Here is a 22,054-nt window from a genome sequence, read left to right on the forward strand (position 1 = left end):
TATCTGAATGACAGGAACAGGATTACCAGATTTTCTTGAGAAATGAGATGAATATTTAAAACACCAACTCGATACCATTGTTTCAACAGCTAATAAGTAACCATAGAGTATTTAACTTCTAATTCTTTTAAAAAATGAGAATACAAACTTTTAAAAACGCCTTAAGACAAAACAAAATCTAGTCGATTACATCTGAATCAGAATTTAGCCATTTCGCTAAACTGCAACCATTTATCCCGTATTATCTATAACATTTCAACCTAAAAACTAATCAATTTTGAAATCATTAATTCATCTTTCTAGAGGTAGTTGTTATCTGGCAGGGCTATTTCTTATAGCTTTTGTAAATCCTCTTCAAGCCTCGAGCTTCACGTTATTTGATGATGAAAGCAGCTTTCGCGAAAGCGAAATAACATTAAGCTCTCTTGATCTTGAAAACACTACTACTTATGAAAGTGTCACGTTGGGCGATTTTTATCTAGTCTCACAAGATGTGATCAAAGGAAAAGTTACAACCGCAGATGGCCCATTATTGGGTGTAACCGTTGTAAATCTGACTACCAATAAAGGTACGGCCACTGACATTGACGGTAATTATGAAATCACAGCCAGTGTAGGTGACCAAATTCAATTTTCCTATCAAGGATATGCGACTCAAACAATTACGATCGCAAACGATGATCGTCTGGACGTTTTGATGGAAGTGAGTGAAAATGTTCTGGATCAAATTGTTATCATAGGATATGGAGAAAGTTCTAGACGTAAAGTAACTACTTCCATCAGCTCTATAGATGAAGAACAAATTGAAGATAAGCCGTTTACTTCTGCAGAACAGGCTCTGGTAGGTACCGTTCCAGGAGTTTCGGTCATTCAATCCTCAGGAAGTCCTGGCGGTGGTGTCTCGGTTAGAATACGTGGAGCTAATTCTATATCTGCTGGTGTGGAACCTCTTTACATCATAGATGGTGTACAGGTTTTAAATACCCAAGGTCTCAATCCATCTGACATCAAATCGGTGGATGTTTTAAAAGATGCCTCTGCTCTTGCAATTTACGGGTCACGAGCATCTAATGGTGTCGTTCTTATCACTACTAAACGTGGCTCAAGCAATAGATCTGTTTTTAATTTTTCTTCTTATGTAGGAGAAGATCAAGTCATCAATACTTTACCGGTTTTAAATAGCCAACAGTATATTGATTATTTGAACATATCATTAGCAAATGCAGGTCTTGATCCAGTAACAGATCCATTTGGATTTCAAAACAATACAGACTGGCAGAGAGAACTCTACGATCCAGCATTTATTCAAAACTACCAACTGGCTTTTTCTGGTGGTAGTGAGAATTCCAATTATTATTTATCGGGTGGATATAGAAATCAGGAAGGCGTTATAGATCCTTCAGAATTTGAGAGATATTCATTGAGGTTCAATGGTGATTTTGACTTAACTGATAAATTTAAAGTAGGAACCAGCATCGCATTAACGAGAACAGAAAGCTCTGCCATTAGTGATAATGCCAGAGTCAATCAAGGTGGTGTAGTTTTAAGTGCTCTACAAACTCCACCAACTATACCAGTCCAAAACGCAGATGGCACCTATCCTTTAAATCCATATCAAGCGCTTGAAAATCCAATTGCACTGGTTCGTGGTCAAAATTTAGAAAGTCTGACCTACAAGATTATTTCTAACGTTTACGGTGAATACGATTTAATAGATAATCTAAAATTGAAATCTTCTTTTAGCGTGGATCTTAATGCCGCTAAGGTGGATAATTTTATTGATCCATTTACGACTGGCAACGGTAGGGCTTTAGGTGGACAGGCCACCAATCAAAATTTTGATGAATTGGTCTGGACATGGGACAATACGATTGACTATAACCTTGATGTAAATCAAGATTTAAACCTCGGTTTTTTGCTGGGAACCACTGCTCAGGAATCTAAATTTGAATCCTCTTTTTTGGTCGGTCAAGGCTTTACTAACGCATCAGTTCAAACAGCGGAAGCCGCATCTGAAGCAGTAGACGTTGGAGCATCAGAGTCAGCATGGGCGAACATTTCTTATTTCACTCGATTGACGGCTGACTACAAGGATAAATATTTGTTGAACGCTACATTGAGAAGAGATGGTTCTTCCAGATTTGGAGTCAATAACAGATATGCTACTTACTATGCTGCTTCAGCGGCTTGGCTAATGTCTGAAGAAACATTTTTAGATGATTACGATTGGATAGACCTCGTAAAATTAAGATACGGCTATGGGACGTTAGGTAATCAACTAATAGGTGATTTCAATTCTTTTGGCCTTTATAGTCCAGGAGCTAATTATCCCATCAATGGTCAGATAGCTCCCGCGTTTTTTCCATCTCAAATTGAAAATAGAGACTTGACTTGGGAATCAACAGAAGGCCACAACATCGGGCTAGACTTGACTCTTTTAGATAGAAGATTGTCTTTTACGGCAGAGGCCTATTACAAGCGTACTTATGATCTACTATTAAATAGAGAGATTCCAACCACCTCTGGGTTTTCAAATTCCTTGCAAAATATAGGTGAGATGGTGAATAAAGGATTGGAATTTAGCGGGACTGCTGTTCCAATACAAACAGATGACTTCAACTGGACTTTAAATGCCAATATTAGTATTAATAGTAATGAAGTAATAGATATAGGAGGTAGTCCTATTTTTGGCGGTGGTGTTCCAGATCAAGGTAACGTCGCTATCATTAGAGAAGGTGAGCCTATAGGTAATTTCTTTGGTTATGTGGCAGAAGGTATTGATCCCAACACCGGAAATGTGATCTTCTCTGATATAGATGGCAATGGAATCGTAAATGAATCAGACCGTACCATTCTAGGTAACGCGTTACCAGATTATACCTATGGCTTAAGCAATACATTTAGTTATAAAGGTCTAGAATTATTTGTTTTCTTTCAAGGAAATGAAGGGCAAGACATTTACAACGCCTCGCGTTTCGAACTTGAGAACCAATCGTCTTTTAAAAACCAATTAACCACTACTCTAGACCGATGGACGCCCCAAAATCGAGATGGCTCTTTACCTATTGCAGTTTTTGGAGATCCTGCACAGAATGGTAGAGCATCATCAAGATGGGTCGAGGATGGTTCATTCATAAAGCTTAGGGAAATCACGCTATCCTACAATCTGCCTGACAGTGTTCTGGATTACCTAAATGTTTCAAGTTTCAAGGTTTACATGCAAGGTAGAAATCTCTATACCTGGACAGGTTATTCAGGATATGATCCAGAGGTAAGTAGAGATGGCGGTAGTACGATATCCTCAAATATTGATTTTGGTACTTACCCTCAAGTTAAGTCAGTCTTATTTGGTGCAAACTTAAATTTTTAAAAAGATGAAAATAAACCCATATATATGCGCTTTGTTATCTGCTTTTCTCCTTACGGCTTGCTCAGATGACTTCATAGACAAAGAACCTATCACCCAGATTTCTACTGGTAATCTGTATCAAACTCAAGAAGATGCAGAAGCTGTTTTGATAAGCTGTTATGACGGCCTCCAACCAGATTCATACTATGGATTTGACATGCTGGTTTACGGTGATGTACGATCAGATAACTGTTTTGCTGGTGGAGATAATGCAGCTAATTTTCAGTTAGACAACTTTAATGTTAATCCAACTAACGCGATTATTACACGATCCTTCTCCCAGATGTACAGCGCTATTAATCGTGCAAATACAGTGCTAAATCGTGTAGAACAAATGGATGAAGCACTTTTTGATACTGGCAGAAAGGAAGGCATTTTAGGTGAGGCGTTATTTCTAAGAGGGTTGCATTATTTTAATTTAGTTAGACTCTTTGGTGATGTACCTCTAGTAACTACTGAAACCACATCTCTAGATCCCGCTCAACTCAACGTTTCTAGAACTGCCCAGCAAGAGGTTTATGATCAGATTATTACGGATTTGTTAGAAGCTCAAAGTATGCTTCCTGATGTGCCTATCGATCCAGAACGAGCGGCAAAAGGTGCGGCAGAAGCCTTATTATCAAAGGTATACTTAACGCTCGAGGATTATCCAAATGTGGATGTATGGACGGAAGCGGTAATGAGAAGAGGCTATGGTTTGCAAACAAGATTTGATAATCTCTTTAATCAAGAAAATAAGTTCAATAATGAGGTGATTTTTGCGGTACGTTATCTAGGAGATACTGAAGGCAATGTATTTCCTGAACTGGTTCTACCGACACCAGAGGCTTCCTTTGATTTCATCAAGTTTAACACGCCAACTCCTAATAGTATCAATCAATTTCAAGGTGGTGATAATAGAGCAGCGTCATCATTTGTTCAAAGAAATGGTGAGTCATTCCTTTATAAGTGGCGCAATGGAGAAGCTTTTCAATCTGCAGACTACACGATTGTCCTGCGCTATGCAGATGTACTTTTAATGCGTGCCGAAGCTTTGAATCGAATTAATAGGACTGGTGATGCCATTACCTTGCTTAATCGAGTAAGACTACGTGCAGGATTACCTAATTATGGTGGTCAAACAGATACCGTTTCAGTGGACGAAGCTATTTTTCAAGAGCGTCGATTGGAATTCATGTACGAAGGTCACCGCTGGTTTGACTTGAAGCGCAAAGGATTTGCGGCAGTGACAGAGGCTCTTGACGAATCAAAGGATATCAGTATTTCAGAATTTGAATTACTACTACCTATCCCACAAACGGAATTGGATAGGAACCCTAATTTGACACAAAACCCAGGATACTAAATAAACAAAAGATGACATTGAAAATGATTATTTTAAAACGTACCGTGGTATTCTTAACGGTAATCACGCTCATAACTAGCTGTGATTATGATGATAGCACTGCTTTAAATACAATAGATACCACTAGCAATAATGGTCAGGTTACTGCATTTTTGACCACACCAGATCAAAATTCCTTAGTACAGGAATTACCCGATAAGTTTGAATTCTCCACTGAAGTGCGCAGTGATTTAGTTATCACAATTGATGAAAATGACATCAGACAAGAGGTCGAAGGTTTTGGTGCTGCACTGACTGGTTCATCTGCCTTTCTCTTGAACAACAATCAGGAGGCTTTGAACACCTTGTTTGCTCAGGATCAATTGAATTTAAGTTACTTGAGGTTAACCGTTGGTTCTTCTGATTTTACTAAGATTGGCAATTACTCGTACAATGAGACTGGAGGCGCGCCAGACCCTACACTGTCTCTATTTTCCTTAGAACAGGATATGATAGACGATAATCCGATCATTCCAGTTGCTCAACAAATACTAGGTATCGATAGCGAGATCAAATTCATGAGCTCTCCATGGAGCGCTCCAGCCTGGATGAAGAGCAATAATTCTTTGGAAAACGGCTTTCTGTTGGCATCAAATTACTCAGTTTATGCCCGTTATTGGGAAATGTATCTAGAAGGCTATAAAAATGCTGGTATTGAAATAGATGCCATTACACCACAAAATGAACCTTTATTTGCTACAGATGATTATCCTACGATGTTCATGAGTGCTCAAATGCAGGCAACCTTTATAGGTCAGCACTTGGGACCTCGATTAGCGGCTAATACTTCTATCTCTCCAAAAATAATATCCTACGATCATAATTTCTTTGTTGGGGAAGATCCTGATTATCCTACCACAGTGTTATCAAATCCGTTAGCGGCACAGTATACCAATGCTGTTGCTTACCATGCGTATGGTGGTCAACCATCAGATATTGATGCCTTTAGAGATGTCTATCCAGATGCAGAAATATATTTTACCGAACAATCTGGCATACGCACCGGAAATACAACATTTGGAGGAGAACTTAACTTCTTTTTGAAAAATGTATTCATCGGTACATTGCGCAGAGGTGCAAAGGCGATTTTGTTATGGAACCTAGCTTTGGACGAAAACAGCGGACCAACAAATGGTGGTTGTGATATCTGCACAGGCGTTATCGAGGTTAGCTCTTCGGGAGCTATTAGAAAAAATCCAGAATTCTACATACTTAGTCATTTCTCAAAATTTGTTCAACCTGGAGCAGTAGTAATCAATTCAACACAAGTGGAAGGACAACTACTCAATGTCGCATTCAAAAATCCTGATGGCTCTAAAGTACTGGTTTTATATAATGATTCTGGATTGAGTGGTCAGGACATTAGAGTAGATATAGAAATGAATGGGCAGCGTTTTAATTATGCAGTTCCCAACGGCAGCCTCACCACATTTACATGGGATTAGTGATCAGATTCAAATTAATTTAAATAATAAGTCATGAAAATATTCAAGTACCTAACACTGATTTTTTTGTCAACGATGGTATTGTCTTCTTGTGAAGATGAGGAGGACAACCTAGACGAACTTAAGGCTTTCACTATTAGTGCTGCTGAATTGTCTTATCCTTCAGAGAATGCATCAATTGCATTGAATTTAGAACAAGCGCAGTCAAATGTTGAATTCTCATGGAATTCCGCAACCACAGATTCTGGGTTTCTTGTAACCTATGAATTTCTTCTGGTAGAAGATGGAGCAGATTTATCTGATCCTTTATATAGTTCCGCTTCCGCGGAAAGCGGTAAAGCCACATACATTAGTATACCTCAAGAACGATTAGATGAGGCACTTAGTAACGCAGGTTTGAATTCTGGCGAGTCAATAAATCTGTCCTGGGCAGTTGTCGCATCTGCACAACAAAACAGTGAGATATCATTAAGAACGATCTCAATGACACGTTTTGATTTTCCAGAAACACCAGAAAAACTGTACATAGCAGGAACAGCAACTGAGGTAGGTGACAATCCTGAAAATGGGATTCTTCTACGTCGTCTTTTTAATGCTAATGGAGATCCTATTAATAAGTACGAGGGCTATACTTCATTGAACTCTTCTGGAACATTTAGCTTTTACGGCTTTCAAAATAGATCGTTAGTCTTTGGTGGTAGCAATGGAACTATAAGTGCTGGTGGTGACCCTATATCGCCAGAACGAACCACTACGTACAGGATTAGAGTAGACTTTGTAAACAGTACCTATGAGTTGCAACCTATCACTTGGAGTATAGTTGGAAATGTGATCACTAATGGTTGGGGCGGCGATGTTCCTATGACCTATCAGGGAAATGGAACATGGGCCTTAACCTATGAATTTATTGATGCTGACGCTGGCGACCCTAACGACCGTTTCATTTTTAGAGCTAATCAAGATTGGGGCTTTGTAATCAAAAAGCTTGTAGGTAGCAATGAAGTATTAGCCGAAGACATTGCTAATAACCAAGGAATTACAGTCGACGATATCCCATTATCCCAATTAGGACAAGCTACGGTCACGCTCAATCTTTCAGGCCAGCAGCCGGTTTATTCCATTAACAATTAAAATTATCCAGCGTACTCATGTCACACTGTAAGCTATACATATTCATACTCATTGCTCTGGTCTGCAATTTCTCAAAATCACAGACGGTCACCTATTCAAATGCTGAAATTCGATCCTTGATAGAGAAAATGACCATAGAGGAAAAAGTAGGTCAAATGGCGCAAATTACCCTAGATGTTATCACAAAGGGAAAAAATGAGATGGAAAGCGATGAACCGCTGGCATTGGATCCCGCGCTAGTAAAAAAGGCAATAGTTGATTACAAGATAGGTTCTGTTCTCAATACAGCAAATAATAGAGCAAGAACTAGAGATAAGTGGCACGAGGTAATAGGTCAGCTTCAACAAGTAGCTAAAGAAGATACACGCCTTAAAATACCGATACTTTATGGTATCGATGCCATCCACGGCACTACGTATACAGCAGGAGCTACTTTTTTTCCACAACAGATAGGACTTGCGGCTACATGGAATCCAGAAATTGCAAAAACCGCGGCGGAAATTACCGCTTATGAAACCAGAGCTTCTGGGATTCCTTGGAACTTCTCTCCAGTACTTGATCTAGGCCGTGACCCTAGATTCCCTAGAATTTGGGAGAGTTTTGGAGAAGACCCTTACCTGGCTTCGGTTTTTGGTGAGCAAATGGTAATGGGTTATGAAGGAAACAACTCATCCACAGCAATTGACCAATTTCACGTGTCTTCCTGCTTGAAACACTTTTTAGGCTATTCAGTGCCTACAAATGGAAAAGACCGCACTCCAGCGATCATATCTAATATACAGTTGGAAGAACTACACATTCCACCATTCCAAAAGGCCATTGATGCTGGAGCATCCTCCATAATGATCAATTCTGGAATTATCAACGGTGTACCGGTTCATGCCAATAAGGAATTAATTACTGATTTGTTGAAAGAACGTCTCAATTTCAAGGGACTAGTCGTTACTGACTGGAAGGATATTGAGAACCTTCATGAAAGGGATAAAGTTGCGGCTACAATGAAAGAAGCTGTTATGATGTCAGTAAATGCTGGTGTAGATATGTCCATGATCCCTTACAATTTTGATTTTTGCAAGCATCTTGTAGAACTGGTGAATGAGGGAAAGGTAGAGATGAGCCGCATTGATGATGCTGTAGAACGTATTCTTAAGCTCAAAAATAAGTTAGGATTGTTTGACGTATCGCTTTTCGCGAAAGCGGAATACCCCAAGTTTGCCAGCACAGAATTTCAAGAAAAGGCCTTTCAGGCTTCACTGGAATCCATCACGTTACTGAAAAACGAAAACGCAATATTACCACTATCAAAAAGTAAAAAAGTTTTAGTTGCGGGACCAAACAGTAACTCGATGCGCACACTCAATGGTGGCTGGAGCTACTCCTGGCAAGGTGAAAAGGTAGAAGAGTTTGCACAAGGTTACAATACGATTTTAGAGGCGATTACCAATCAACTGGGAGCTGATAATGTAATACATAAGGAAGGTGTCTCTTATGACCATGAGGGCAAATACTGGGAAGAAAAAGACATTGATATAAATGCAGCAGTTAAGGCATCACAAACTGTTGATGTCATTATTTTGTGCCTAGGAGAGAATTCTTATACAGAGAAACCAGGAGACTTACATGATCTTGAAATTTCACAGAATCAAATAGATCTGGCTAAGGCGCTCGCTAAAACAGGCAAACCAATGGTTCTTGTCCTTAATGAAGGACGTCCTAGACTTATAGGTGAGATTGAGCCACACATGTCTGCTATCATTCAAACCTATTTACCAGGAAACTATGGAGCAGATGCTTTGGCTACGCTATTGTATGGTGAGGCAAACTTTTCTGGCAAGTTGCCATATACGTATCCATTGTACAGTAACAGTTTGGTAAACTATAACTATAAACCATCAGAAAGCCAAAACAAGATGGACGGAGTCTATGATTATGAATCTGATTTTGCGATTCAATATCCATTCGGTTACGGCCTAAGTTACACCACGTTTGAATACTCAGATTTAAGAACTGACAAAAATGATTATGACCTTAATGATGAGATCAAGGTATCTATCAAAGTGACCAATACTGGAAATAGAGTTGGAAAAGAAGTAGTACAGCTCTACACGTCAGATTTATATGCATCTATAACTCCAGACACAAAACGATTGAAGCGATTCAAGAAAGTGGAAATCAAACCTGGAGAATCGCAAAGAGTAGAGTTCATCCTTAAAGCTGAGGATTTAGCATTTGTCAACCAGAATTTAAAATGGACTGTGGAACAAGGTGACTTTGAAATTCTCATTAGTGATCAAAGTAAAACAATTAACCTATCAAAAACGGAAATAATAACAAACTAAAAATTAAACATCATGAAAAAAATTACTTCATTAAAATTAATAATGGCATCATTACTATTTGGTGTCTATGCCTCTGGTTTTTCCCAGGTGATAGAAGATGGTACATACGCGATCTTTTCATCTGTAAATAACGAGGCTGTAACAGCACCTAATCAACCTGATTTTGACGCACAAATGACGTCTCCCAGCGATACTGATCCCATTCAGCAATGGGTCTTCACACATCAAGGTGATGATGTTTATCAAATACAAAATGTAGGAACCGGAAATTATTTAGGGATAAAAGACAACTGGTGTGGACAATTTGGAGATGTTCAGGCAAAATTTGCCAGCACCGATACAAACATCAATTTTAAATTGATACCTGGTCAATTGCCAGGCAGTTATCTTTTTACCGTCGCTTTTACAGATTGCGGGTTCGGTTCCACTAATTCTCCAGTACGTGCATTTGATATTGAAAGTGGAGCCGCTGGAGGTCAATTGCAGACTTTTGATAATGATCCAACTAATGCCAATCAGCAATTTTTTATCATAGACCCTAGCAAATTAGGACCATCAGGCCAGATCATTCCTAATGGTAACTATGCTATCCTTAACGAGAATCTTAATCAAACGGTCACAGCTCCTAATTCTCCAGATTTTGATGCATTCATGACTGATCCAGACGCATCAGACGATGCACAAATATGGACTTTTACTCATCAAGGTAATGATGAATATCAAATTCAAAACGTTGCAACTGGTAATTATCTGGGAATGAAAGACAATTGGTGTGGTCAATTTGGAGATGTGCGTGCTTCTTTTAGCGCGAGTGATAACAATATCGATTTCAAACTTGTGCAGTCAGATGCAGCAGGTGCGTACAACTTTCAAGTGGCTCACACGAGCTGTGGTTTTGGTTCGGTAAACAGTCCTATTCGTGCTTGGGATGTAGAAAATGGTGTAGCTGGTGGTCAAATTCAAACGTTTGACAGTGCTTCAGATAATGTCAATCAACAGTTTAAAACAGTAGAACCATCTACTTTGAATACTCCAGAAATAAAAGTGACAACGGCATCTGTGTTCTATAACCTTGAAACTGGATTGAATATCAATTTTAATAAAACATTGAACAGCCCCAAGGTGCAGATTTTTGATCTTCAAGGTAGAATGACGAACAGTTTTGATTCTTCAAGTATTTCTCAAAATACCGTGTTGGATGTAAGTAATCTAAAGACAGGACTTTTTCTAGTTCGTATTTTGAATAGCGATGAATCTGTTCAAGTGACAAAAATTGTTGTAGAATAAATCAATTAGCCTTTTAAATTTATTTTTTCTAAATGATGCCAGTCCTTAATTGTTGTGATAGGACTGGCTTTGTTTTAAATACCAGAGTAAATCATTCTCACAAAACGCATAAATTACGAAGACATGACTTCCATTTTTACCAACTTAGTTAACGGAACCAGAATTAAGATTGAAGCTGCATTAATTTTATGTGTTTCCCTTATTGTAATATTTAAAGTTTCTACTGCTCAAACAGCTACTGTATGGCTTACTACAGGTGATCAAAGCGCCCTATTACAGGAACAAGAATCGGTATCATTCAAACCTGGAGCAATTACTGGGCAATATGTCATCAATGTTGATGATTCTAAAACTTTTCAAACAATTGACGGCTTAGGTTTTGCCTTAACACAAGGCAGCGCTCAAGTTTTAAATAGTTTAAAACCAGCAATCAAGGAAAGTTTGCTCAAAGATTTATTTGATCAGAAGGATGGTAACGCAATTTCCATTTTGAGGATTAGTATTGGTGCTTCAGACTTGAGTAATTCCGTTTACTCTTACAATGAAACCGATGGTGATTTTGATATGAGCGAATTCAGCTTGCAAGGTCCCGATTCTATTTATGTACTTCCATTGCTGAAGGAAATCCTACAAATCAATCCAGATATCAAAATAATGGCGACACCATGGACACCACCTACATGGATGAAAAGCAACAACACATGGATAGGAGGTAGTTTGAAACCTAGCCATTATCAGGCATATGCAAACTATTTTTTAAAGTATCTCCAAGCAATGGACAAGGAAAGTATAAAAATATGGGCCATAACACCTCAAAACGAACCAGAACACCCAGGTAATGAACCTAGTATGCTTATGAGCTCTGCAGAGCAAATAAAGTTTATCAACGATCATTTAGGACCAACTCTAGCAAATTCAGAATATTCTCCAAAAATTATAGCCTTTGATCATAATTGCGATAATACAGCATATCCTATTGATGTGTTGAATAATTCTCAATATGTGGATGGTGCAGCTTTTCATCTCTATGCTGGTGATATTTCAGCAATGGGTACCGTATATGATCAAACGGGTAAAAATGTATATTTTACAGAACAATACACAAGTTCAAACAGTAATTTTGATCAAGATTTTGGATGGCATTTGGAAAATGTCGTCGTGGGTTCTCTAAGAAATCATTCTAAGGCTGTAATTGAGTGGAACCTTGCTACAGATGCCGCTTATGGACCACATACAACTGGCGGTTGCGATCAATGTCTAGGAGCCGTAACCATAGAAAATGAAACTGACTTTACTAAAAATGTATCTTATTACGTCATAAGTCAGCTTTCTAAATTCATAAATCCAGGAGCGTATAGAATAGCATCAACTCAAAATGATACCATCGTTAATGTGGCACTCAAAAACCTAGATGGAAAAATCATTATTTTGGCCTACAACAAATCAGATACTTTGAAACCAATTCAGATTAATTGGGAAGGAAAAACGGTCAGTTATGACTTACCAGGTCGTTCAGCCGTTACTTTATTGTGGCATTGAGAAAATACAGTTCATATCGAGCAAAGTTTTTTTTCATAAAAAACTGTGATAATAGAATTCGCTTTCGCGAAAGCGAAACTTGCAAAAGCAAAATGCATTAGTAATACATCTCCATCAATTTTCAAAATGATTACCAATACGGACTGGAGGAAGTTGTCGTAGAGAAGCTTTATTCTACACGTTCCATCTGTTTATTTGCCGATGCAAAATGTTCAATGCGTTGATATGACTGTTTTGCAAGTCGATTGGGTTGAGGATAGGTGTACTTGATTTTAAAATTTACACTTGTTTAGTCATAAAAAGATAGGTTTATTAACTTACATATTTAATCTACGATAATCAGTACACTTGAGAATTTTTATCTCGCTTTTGTAGGACTTTACCGCTTAATAAAAACATAATCCGTTATCTTCATCAACCCCAAACGAATTGATTCCTTACAGAGTCACTTCATTTGGGGCTTTAAATTTCAACCAACAGCCAAAAATATATGATTGCACGAGTAAAGAAAGAAGGTAATTACCTGGAGGTCTATGACGAAAAAGGTAAAAGAATAAAAAGATCCTATTTTAAGAAAGATCTTCTAGGAAACTCCAGTGAGATAATTATTGCGCAAGATGGCAATTATATTGAAATCTATGACGAAGAGATCAAAAAGCTCAAACGGTTCTACAAGAAAATAGATGGTTTTATAGGTGTATCGGGAAATACCTTCTCCATCCAGGATGGAAATTATGTTGAGACCTATGATGCAAACGCCAAGAAATTAAGTCGAAACTATTCCAAGCCATGAAAACCACAAGTGTAACAGACATACCTAGAGAAAGTCAAAACGATCAAGCAGACCAATTTGGCATTGAAACTTTTGAGAATGGACTAATTCGTTTTATTGAAAATACTGAAACTCCTATCACAATTGCCTTACAGGGTGAATGGGGTAGTGGAAAGACCAGTTTAATGAATAGCTTAAACTATCAGCTGTGCTCGCAGGACAATAGCGACTTTCAATCGGTATGGCTCAATACATGGGAGCATTCATTGATGAAAGATGCAGAGAGTACGCTATTTGCAATCTTAGCAGCGCTTGTAAGAGAAGTTTCTGTTATTGCGCATGTGGACAGTTCCCAGATGCAAAAAATAAGCAAGTCTCTCTGGAACGTCATGAGTAAAGCGAGCAGAGTTGCTACTAAAACCATTGGTAACAAACTCGTCGATGGTGCTGGAGATTTCATGGATGAAATGATGGCGGGTCAAGAAAATCAATCTGGTATAGGTACGTTGAAAAATGATTTGCAAGAAATCATTAACAATCATGTGGCTAATAGTACATATCGTGGTTTCATATTTTTCATCGATGATCTTGATAGAATCGATCCACCGGTGGCGGTGAATCTATTGGAGCTGCTTAAAAACATCTTCAATCTCAAGAATTGCATATTCATTTTGGCCATCGATTATGATGTCGTTGTAAAGGGACTAGAGCCAAAGTTTGGACCTAAGACTGATGCCAATGAGCGCGAGTTCAGATCATTTTTTGACAAGATCATTCAAGTGCCGTTCTCTATGCCTGTCGCCTCATACGGAATAGACGATTTTTTGAAAGAGAGTCTGGTCAAAATTAATTATTACGAGCCTAGTCAACTTGAGGATTTCCCAGATCGAATCGATGTGCTCGTAGAGATCGCTAAACATAGCGTAGGTACCAATCCAAGGTCACTCAAGAGATTGGTCAATTCCTTGTCGTTAATAGCCTGCATCAATATCGCAAAAAGAGCTACGGACGTTACAGATTTAGAGAGTAGCAATAATAATCATCGAGGAGATGACCTTTCTCTTTTTGTGAATTTTGCACTTGTGAGTCTTCAGATATCTTATCCACCTGTTTATGGGATACTTGCCGCACATCCTGATTTTCCAAATTGGAATAACAAAACGGCTCATAAACTTAATCTGAAGCCCTTGTCAAACGAGGTAGTTGAAAAAATTGAGCAACTAGATGAATTTGATGAAACCTGGGAGCAAGTGCTATACCAGTTTTGTCAACGAGATAGCTACTTGCAAAAGAAGGCTTTGAGTATATCGCAGATTCTTAATCGGGTCAAGACCATCATACAAGATAGCACTGGGAATGAGGAGAGCGTAGGCAAAGTAATACAATCGGTCATTAAGCTGTCGTCTGTAACTAGTGTCGAGACAGATGTAGAGCAGCCTCCAGTAGAAGTTCATCACAGTAGTTTTCTAAAGCACTTGCGACAAAGAATATTTGATTATTATGATACTAAACCAGAGCTGAAGGGCAATTACAAAATACATGGTAAGAGAGTGCAAACAACGGCACGCATTCTTTTTACAATAGATGGCCATCAGACGATTGATATGCGCAGTCACATCAGGGACAATCAATTGGAACTAATGATTTTTGCCTGGGAACATGTAGGTTTAAATGAGTATAGATCACTTGAAGAATTTGCCGAACAGATGGGTAAAACTCAGCTATTGGAGGATATTTACTCGAATTACAGTTCCATCAAGACCGATACGCATCTTACCGATGCCGCAATTGATGCAGATATGGGAATTGCCAATAATCATCGTACAATGGGTCTGTATATTTACAGCACCCATAAAAATCAATCGCAGTTCAGTGATCCTTTAATCTTACAAGAGATAGCGGAAGGCATTCTTAAATTACAGAAGGTTGCCAAGAAAATGCAGCAGCTCAATTATCATCTCAACAACGAGTTTAAAAACAAATTCTAGGATATAATTACGCTTTCGCGAAAGCGGAATCATCATCAACTGACATTGAAAATTATGATAGATATAAATGAAGCCAATGATCTCTTGAAGTCAACACGAGAGATAGTACAGGAGCATCAGATTGAAACTAGAGAAAGAGGTGAGGATTTTAATTTATTTTCAGTTCTCTCGATGGAATTTAATGAAACTAAAACGCACTCTAGCATGATTAGGGCTTTGCTAGATCCTAAAGAAAATCACTATCAAGGTGACGCTTTTTTAAAATTGTTCTTAAAGGAAATAGGGTATGATCATAAACTGCAGAATTTAAATGTTGCTAGGGTTCAAACAGAATTTCATCTAGGTAAAATCTCAGAAGATTATCTGAGAGGTGGCTTTATTGATATTTTGATTTCACTAAGTGATGGACAAAGCATTGCAATAGAGAATAAAATATATGCGGGTGATCAACCTAGTCAAATGTATAGGTATAGTCAATATAACCAGGGATCATGTAGGCTTTATTATTTGACCTTATTTGGCAATCAACCATCAAAGGATAGTTTACATAGCCTGACTAATGATGAATATTCCGTTATGTCATACAGAAACCATATCATTAGCTGGTTAGAAAGATGCTTACAAGTGGTGCCATCTGGTTCTATAATTGAAACCTCAATACGACAATATTATATTCTGATTAAAAGGCTTACTAATACAATGGAAGACACGCTAGAAATTCAACTTAAGAATATCATTGGCAATCATCTTGAGGAGGCAAAATTTATTCATTCTCACTATGAGAAAACAGTTGAATCCATTCGCAAAGAATTCAAAGAAGCAATTCATAAGAGGTTGAAATCTATACTGGATTCGCGTTTCAATATTCGTGAAGGTAATGACATAACCGCTACCCATTCACAATTATGGATTGATGGGCAATACGCTGGTCGAAATATTATATTCGGTATTGAATCGTTTTCAGGTTTGGGACACAATCACGGTCGTTTATTTGTGGGTGTTATCGATAAAGCAGCTCAGATAGATTTACTGCAAGATGGAGATGTCAGATTCAATTATGGCTGGCAGGCGGCAAGAACAATTGTTACATCTAAAGGAAATCCCCTTAACTTATCAAGCATTAATATACTTCAGGACTTAATTAGCGATAAGAAATATTTTTCTAGTCTAGTTGAATCTGTTGCGCAACAAGCCAAAGATTTTGTAGATATCTATCAAGAAGATTTTGATAGGAAAGTAATTTGAAACAAAGTTTATAAATGAGTACATTTTTAACTGGTGACGCACTTAACGACGCCATAGACAACATTATTACCGACGCAAAGAAGTTTATTTACATCACTTCTCCTTATATAAAGCTTGATGATCATTATAAGGAGCGGTTTGATTTAGTGAAGAATGACCCATCTATTTACCTTCAGGTCATGTTTGGTAAAAATGAAAATGATTTTTATCGAAGCGTTAGAAGTGAGGACTTAGAATATTTCAAAACGTTTCCTAACGTTTCAATCATATATGAGCCTAGACTGCACGCAAAAAGTTATTCAAACGAGAGCAATGGCATAGTGACCTCTATGAATCTTTATGATTATTCTGCGGAGAATAATGTTGAATATGGTGTGGGATTCAGTAGAACTAAATTAGCCGAAAAAGTGTATGAGGTACACCTAGATAATCATTACAAAATTCTTGAAGAATCTGCACATTGCATATTTATTAAACGACCAGTTTTTAAAACAGCTCTTTTCGGGTTGAGTAGAAACTACACTAAATCAGAGGTTTTACTGGATCTGTTTGATTCTTTCAACCATAACAGTCCTAATTATGAAAGAATAGTTTATCAGGACATTGATATTATCAGTCTCGATGAAAAAGACCTGGTTCCAGTACTTAAATCTCGATCTGAAAAGCGAGCAGAGATTGAGTTTGAAAAACAAAAAGAGTCTATCTATGAAAATCCTTCTCAGGGTTACTGTATAAGGACCGGAGAACAGATTGCGTTTAATCCATCGCAGCCGCTATCAAAAAATGCATACTATGAATGGCTAGAATGGAAAAATATGGACTATGGTGAAGGGTTTTGTCATCAAACAGGTAATAGATCTTATAAGAAAACATCAATGCGCTTCCCAATACTAAATTCTTGCTTTCAGAATGAAGATACATGGAATTGAATGACGCAAATAAATCCTTTTTGAGATTTATTTTTCAGTGTGCCCTAATATCTCTGCTAGTGCTTCTGACCATTCCATTGGCCCAGACTGTTTGTTTTTTTGGAAAATCATGGGCTCTCTGACATCTCTTGGATTATACATCCTAATTCCTTTTTCATTTAATGAATGATAAAACATTAAAATTCCAAAAGCCCATAACGAACTTTTTTTAAACTCTCCATAACCTATTAGAGCTTCTACTTTATCATCATCCGTAAGGTCAACATGCCTAATAAAGTTTTTAATAGTTTTTGGACTCAGCAGATTAGGTTTGTATTCATCTAAATCGACGGCACCTCTAAATTCCTCGGCTGTTCTTTCATAATTTTTATTATGAAGAATATTTGCAAGCTTTTGTTTTTTTGCCGCTTTAAATCTTCCCCATTTTCCTTCACCTTGCCAGAACTCTAATAGTTTATAAGCTTCCAATAAGGTGAACCCGTTACGCTTGGATAAATTGTTCTCTTTTATGAAATCTCCAAAGTATTTATTAAAGGTGGTTCTTGACTGGACACCAATGATATCCCTAATTAAAGGTCGTGGGACACGGCTTCCCAACATAGGTTCAAAATAGACTACTATTTCTTCGTTAGTCATCTGAGCTGAAGATCTCTCTCTCAGATCAATTAAAGAACCAGCATTCAATAAATAAATAAGAAAGCGTCTGAAAGATTTGAAGTTGTAATTTAATAGGCACATTAGTACGAACCAAAATGGCACTCCATTTTCAAACTTTCGTCTCTTTAAATCTTCTTCAGTCATAGATAAAGATGGTCGCAATTTTTCAAAATTGCGACCATTTAAAAAATTTACTTTTTTCCTTTAGAACCCGAGTTACCTGTTTTTGCAGGACTTGATTTAGGAGTTGCGTTGCTTCTACCTTTTCCTGAAGGATTTCCAGTTGTACTTGGTGCATTTTTTAATCCGCTTGACTTTGCCATGATTTTGGGTTTTAATATTAATAATGGCTCAAATATATACTGGATGTTTTAAGTAGATTGTAAACTTTGGACGATAGGGTTAAACTTTCAAGCTGTGAGCAGCTTCTGCTTTTTCTTTCGCTTTCGCAAAATCTAGGTTAGTAAAATTTGATCTAAATGCAGAATAAAATTCAGTATTCTTAATTAGATTTCTAAGGCCGCTTTTTGACTCTAGACTATGAACTGCTGCGTAGCCCGTACTCACTAAAACAGGCTTACTGGAATAGTCATTCATTATTTCAACTTTCTTAAGCTTTTCTTTGACAAATTTTCCAAGATCATTGAGCTCTTCAATCTTAGCTTCGTTAAGCTTTTTAATGGAAGAGACCTTTTTAGAAGATTTCACTTGAATGAGCATTATATGCCAATAGCCTTGTCGTCTTTTTACTGCAAAAATATCTGCTGGCGATTTGCTTCCTGGCGTTATATAAGCCTCGTAGTTCAGTGTATTAAGTTTTCTAACTATATATTGTTCGGCTTTATCTCCTGCAACTCTATTGGGCAATGAGCCAGAGAGACCTGCATTCATTCCTTTTGGTAAATCACCATTTAGGTAAACTATATGGTTAGTAAAGGATTCAAAGTTTTTCATAGATTATTACTTATACCACTCTTCTTTTAATGCATCAAAATCAAGATCTTTCCACTCTTCTTTCCATAATTCCCAATACGGTATATCATTAGAAGAAGGTGGTAGCTTACATTTTTCCATTTGAATTATAGAAGGTAGCACAATGGATTCTCCAATTAATAAACCTTCTCCTGCTCTCAACGTCGGTAGCTTATTTATTAAATTTCCTAAAGTATCAGGCAATAACCTTTTGACATAATTCTGATCATTAGGATTAGTAAGTCTCATAGCAATAAAGTTGTTGCATTGGGAAAATATCGTTTCTGAAATTTCCGAAGGTCTTTGACTGGCAAGTAATAGTGAAACACCATATTTTCTTCCTTCCTTGGCAATTCTTTCAATTGAATTTTTAGAAGCTCTATATTTTATCAAATCACTCGTTGGAACATACTTATGTGCCTCTTCATAAACTAGCAATATTGGAATATCATTATTGACCTTTTCCTGCGGATTTTTGCTGGTACGTAGACGTTTATAAATATATCCGTATTCAAAGAGTATTCTTGATATTAAAGAAACTGTTATGCTCAATACTTCAAATGGCACCCCACTAAGATCAATTACTGTAACATTGGATAAGCTCTCCTTTTTGAAACCTAAAATGTTTGAAATAGCTTCTTGAAAACTTATTTTTCTAGCCTTTTTGCCTAATAGAAATTCCAGTCTTTTGTCATTCAGTTTGTTTTCTAGCCTATTTACGAAATTGGTTAATTTGCCGTAGAGACTTCCTTGTGTTGTCTTTGGTTGTCCTTTTTTTGCACCAGAAGCGTAAGTTTCTCCTGTTTCAATGATTTCAGTGTTCTTAGCTTGAGCATATTTAAGTACCTCCTCAATATCAAAGAATAGAGGTGAGTCAAAGTGAATTTTATCTTTTTCATCTTTCGAGCCGACAAAGTTATCTTTACGATTACTTACCACAGCATCTTTAAAAATAAAACGTTGATTGTGATCATTTGCGTCAGTGTCTAAAAATAACTCTTGTAACTCATCACTGTTTAACATCCAATACGGCAATGTTAAGTTGCTTATATCAATTAAATTAGAATCAGGAAAAGCAGATTTATATTCAGAATGAATATCAAATATGACTACGTGAGTATTGTTAAGGGCAAAATCCCCTGATTTAGTTGCAACCGCTTTTTGTAGAATAGTTGTAAGAGTATGTGATTTTCCAGATCCAGTAGAACCAACTATTGCAATATGCTTATTAAAAAATTTGTTGCCATTTACAGGCACTTTTATGTTGTGATTTGATGATAACATACTAAACGTAAAGTTATCCTCAGCTGTAATAGATTGCTCATATATCTTTTTGATTTCATCTTCCCTTGCTGGCTCAACTTTTTTGGGTGGAATTGCAATTGAGTCTCCGCCACGAGTAAAGACATCATTACTAATTACACCTAAAGGGTTTGCTTCGATAATATATTTTCTCGAACCGGTATCTGCAACTTCTATAGAAAAATTTTCTATTATGGCAATTAAAACTGAATTCTCGTTGTCAGAAATTCTAACATAAGAGCCCACTTTGAGAGCCTCTCCAGCAATTTTAAAACTTTCTAAATCCTCAACTGAGATTCTAACTTTATCAGGATAGACGGAGATTACTTCCGCATTCAATTTGTTTTCTTCTTCATAAGTACTCATATAATTTTCTTTATTTCGGTTAAGGTGTGTAGTTGAACTTTGATATGCTTGAGATTCTCAGAATCGTTATTATAAAAAGGGATACCTGTATAAAATTGAAAAATTTGCTTAGTAACAGTAGATCTATACAGGATGGTATCCAGTTGATTCAGCTCATTAATGATTTTGATTCGGATATCATTGTTGTGATCTGGACGAATCATAATATTTTCAGCACTAAAGTCAGAGCCTAAGAAAGGGTGTCCATCATTAAAAACAAAACCTTCTCTAAAAAATTCTTTTTTCAATTCTGTAATTTCTGTTTCGGAAATTCCCGATATATAAATATATGGGCAAAAGGGTTTTTCTACTTTTTTTGATAAATTGCTCCACTTTTTCGAAATAAGCTGAATCATTTCTTTTAACTCATTTCTTGAATACATAGAAGGATTGACTCCAATGAGGAAAAACCTATCAAAAGGAGAGATATTTAAAAATGTAAAATGCTCAGATCTAATTTTCTTTAAAAATTTTGACCTACCTAGATAACCTGCATACCAGATATTAAATAAGTCTTCTTTCTTATTAATTGATTTGATAAACTGTCTGCGCGTAATTGTTCTTGATAAAGAGTCTTGCTCTACTGACTTATCCTTTATTACTCGTAGTGAATTATTATAATAGTAATCCCGGGCCTCATCATTAGTGCAATTAAATTCTTTTTGCAAAAGACTTATTAAACTGCCTATTTGACTATCATAAGATTGAGCATTGTTATCGATGCTTAGGAGTTGAATAAATTCGTCAAGATCTACATCTTTCAACCCTAAATCCTTATGGTACTCAATTTTTTTCCCTCGTTTTTTAAAAGTTAAAAAATGCTTTTTTAAGTAATCCAACGTTAATGGTAGTATCAATTTATTTTGACCACTCTTGTAATGACCATAAAGATGGTACCTTATATTTTTCTCTTTTTGGATTTTGAGATTAGAAAAATGATTAAGCATCTGCCTTATTGGGTGGGCAATGACGGAATGATTGTATTCTGTTTTTGCATAGTATTTACATTGCACAGCTGTAGTTTCCGTGGCAGTTAATAAATCAATATCTTCCACGTTTTCAACAATCACCGTATCTGTAGAGCTTTGAGACTCTAATAGTTTTAAAATCGTTAGGTCAAATTGATAATAATATCCTTTAATCGTATCTACAGCGCTTCTATTCATATCTATTATTTAAACTTATAAGTCATTTTTGAACCTATTGTCTTTTTAAATTTTTAATGGAATAGTTCAATGAATAGCCTTTTT

Annotated in this window: 16 protein-coding genes; 11 read left to right on the forward strand and 5 right to left on the reverse strand. The window is 36.9% G+C overall.

Translation table 11 applies throughout. The features are described 5' to 3' along the window. Positions 1–277 precede the first annotated feature (277 nt). The 11 genes from BST86_RS03750 to BST86_RS03800 all read left to right on the forward strand — a co-directional run bounded on the left by BST86_RS03750 (position 278) and on the right by BST86_RS03800 (position 17,468). Positions 278–3,370 (forward strand): SusC/RagA family TonB-linked outer membrane protein, encoded by a 3,093-nt coding sequence (locus BST86_RS03750; protein ID WP_172443308.1) that lies wholly within the window; start codon positions 278–280, stop codon positions 3,368–3,370. 4 nt (positions 3,371–3,374) lie between these two features. Further along, positions 3,375–4,754, forward strand: a complete 1,380-nt coding sequence (locus BST86_RS03755) for a RagB/SusD family nutrient uptake outer membrane protein (RefSeq protein ID WP_105982095.1) — start codon at positions 3,375–3,377, stop codon at positions 4,752–4,754. 11 nt (positions 4,755–4,765) lie between these two features. After that, on the forward strand, positions 4,766–6,238 hold the full coding sequence (locus BST86_RS03760) for a glycoside hydrolase family 30 protein (protein WP_105982096.1): 1,473 nt from the start codon (positions 4,766–4,768) through the stop codon (positions 6,236–6,238). Between the two features lie 33 nt (positions 6,239–6,271). After that, positions 6,272–7,369 carry a SusE domain-containing protein gene (locus tag BST86_RS03765; RefSeq protein ID WP_105982097.1) on the forward strand — a complete coding sequence of 366 codons (1,098 nt, stop codon included), beginning with the start codon at positions 6,272–6,274 and terminating at the stop codon, positions 7,367–7,369. Positions 7,370–7,386: 17 nt separating this feature from the next. Continuing rightward, entirely contained in the window at positions 7,387–9,708 is a 2,322-nt protein-coding gene (locus BST86_RS03770) for a glycoside hydrolase family 3 N-terminal domain-containing protein (RefSeq protein ID WP_105982098.1), read from the forward strand. A gap of 12 nt (positions 9,709–9,720) precedes the next feature. Then, on the forward strand, positions 9,721–10,995 hold the full coding sequence (locus tag BST86_RS03775) for an RICIN domain-containing protein (RefSeq protein WP_105982099.1): 1,275 nt from the start codon (positions 9,721–9,723) through the stop codon (positions 10,993–10,995). A gap of 123 nt (positions 10,996–11,118) precedes the next feature. Next, the gene (locus BST86_RS03780; RefSeq protein ID WP_105982100.1) at positions 11,119–12,534 is read left to right on the forward strand and encodes a glycoside hydrolase family 30 protein; all 1,416 of its coding nucleotides are present in this window, start codon (positions 11,119–11,121) and stop codon (positions 12,532–12,534) included. Positions 12,535–13,024: 490 nt separating this feature from the next. Continuing rightward, positions 13,025–13,327 carry a hypothetical protein gene (locus BST86_RS03785; RefSeq protein ID WP_105982101.1) on the forward strand — a complete coding sequence of 101 codons (303 nt, stop codon included), beginning with the start codon at positions 13,025–13,027 and terminating at the stop codon, positions 13,325–13,327. Then, the gene (locus tag BST86_RS03790; RefSeq protein ID WP_105982102.1) at positions 13,324–15,294 is read left to right on the forward strand and encodes a KAP family P-loop NTPase fold protein; all 1,971 of its coding nucleotides are present in this window, start codon (positions 13,324–13,326) and stop codon (positions 15,292–15,294) included. Before BST86_RS03785 ends, BST86_RS03790 begins: the two co-directional genes overlap by 4 nt. Positions 15,295–15,348: 54 nt before the next feature. Beyond that, positions 15,349–16,539 (forward strand): PDDEXK-like family protein, encoded by a 1,191-nt coding sequence (locus BST86_RS03795; protein ID WP_105982103.1) that lies wholly within the window; start codon positions 15,349–15,351, stop codon positions 16,537–16,539. A 14-nt stretch (positions 16,540–16,553) separates the two neighbouring features. After that, on the forward strand, positions 16,554–17,468 hold the full coding sequence (locus tag BST86_RS03800) for a phospholipase D family protein (RefSeq protein ID WP_105982104.1): 915 nt from the start codon (positions 16,554–16,556) through the stop codon (positions 17,466–17,468). A 27-nt stretch (positions 17,469–17,495) separates the two neighbouring features. Here BST86_RS03800 and BST86_RS03805 read toward each other — a convergent pair whose 3' ends face one another. From BST86_RS03805 to BST86_RS03820, 5 genes are all read right to left on the reverse strand, one after another. Continuing rightward, on the reverse strand, positions 17,496–18,269 hold the full coding sequence (locus BST86_RS03805) for a hypothetical protein (protein WP_105982105.1): 774 nt from the start codon (positions 18,267–18,269) through the stop codon (positions 17,496–17,498). A gap of 47 nt (positions 18,270–18,316) precedes the next feature. Beyond that, complete coding sequence (locus BST86_RS15070) at positions 18,317–18,448, reverse strand: hypothetical protein (protein WP_262497910.1); 132 nt, start codon at positions 18,446–18,448, stop codon at positions 18,317–18,319. 79 nt (positions 18,449–18,527) lie between these two features. After that, on the reverse strand, positions 18,528–19,079 hold the full coding sequence (locus BST86_RS03810) for a hypothetical protein (RefSeq protein WP_105982106.1): 552 nt from the start codon (positions 19,077–19,079) through the stop codon (positions 18,528–18,530). A gap of 6 nt (positions 19,080–19,085) precedes the next feature. After that, positions 19,086–20,765 (reverse strand): ATP-binding protein, encoded by a 1,680-nt coding sequence (locus tag BST86_RS03815; protein ID WP_105982107.1) that lies wholly within the window; start codon positions 20,763–20,765, stop codon positions 19,086–19,088. After that, positions 20,762–21,970, reverse strand: coding sequence for a DUF4297 family anti-phage-associated protein (locus BST86_RS03820; protein WP_146126702.1), 1,209 nt, complete (start codon positions 21,968–21,970; stop codon positions 20,762–20,764). Before BST86_RS03820 ends, BST86_RS03815 begins: the two co-directional genes overlap by 4 nt. Positions 21,971–22,054: the final 84 nt, after the last annotated feature.

It is taken from the genome of Nonlabens agnitus (assembly GCF_002994045.1).
Taxonomy (GTDB): domain Bacteria; phylum Bacteroidota; class Bacteroidia; order Flavobacteriales; family Flavobacteriaceae; genus Nonlabens; species Nonlabens agnitus.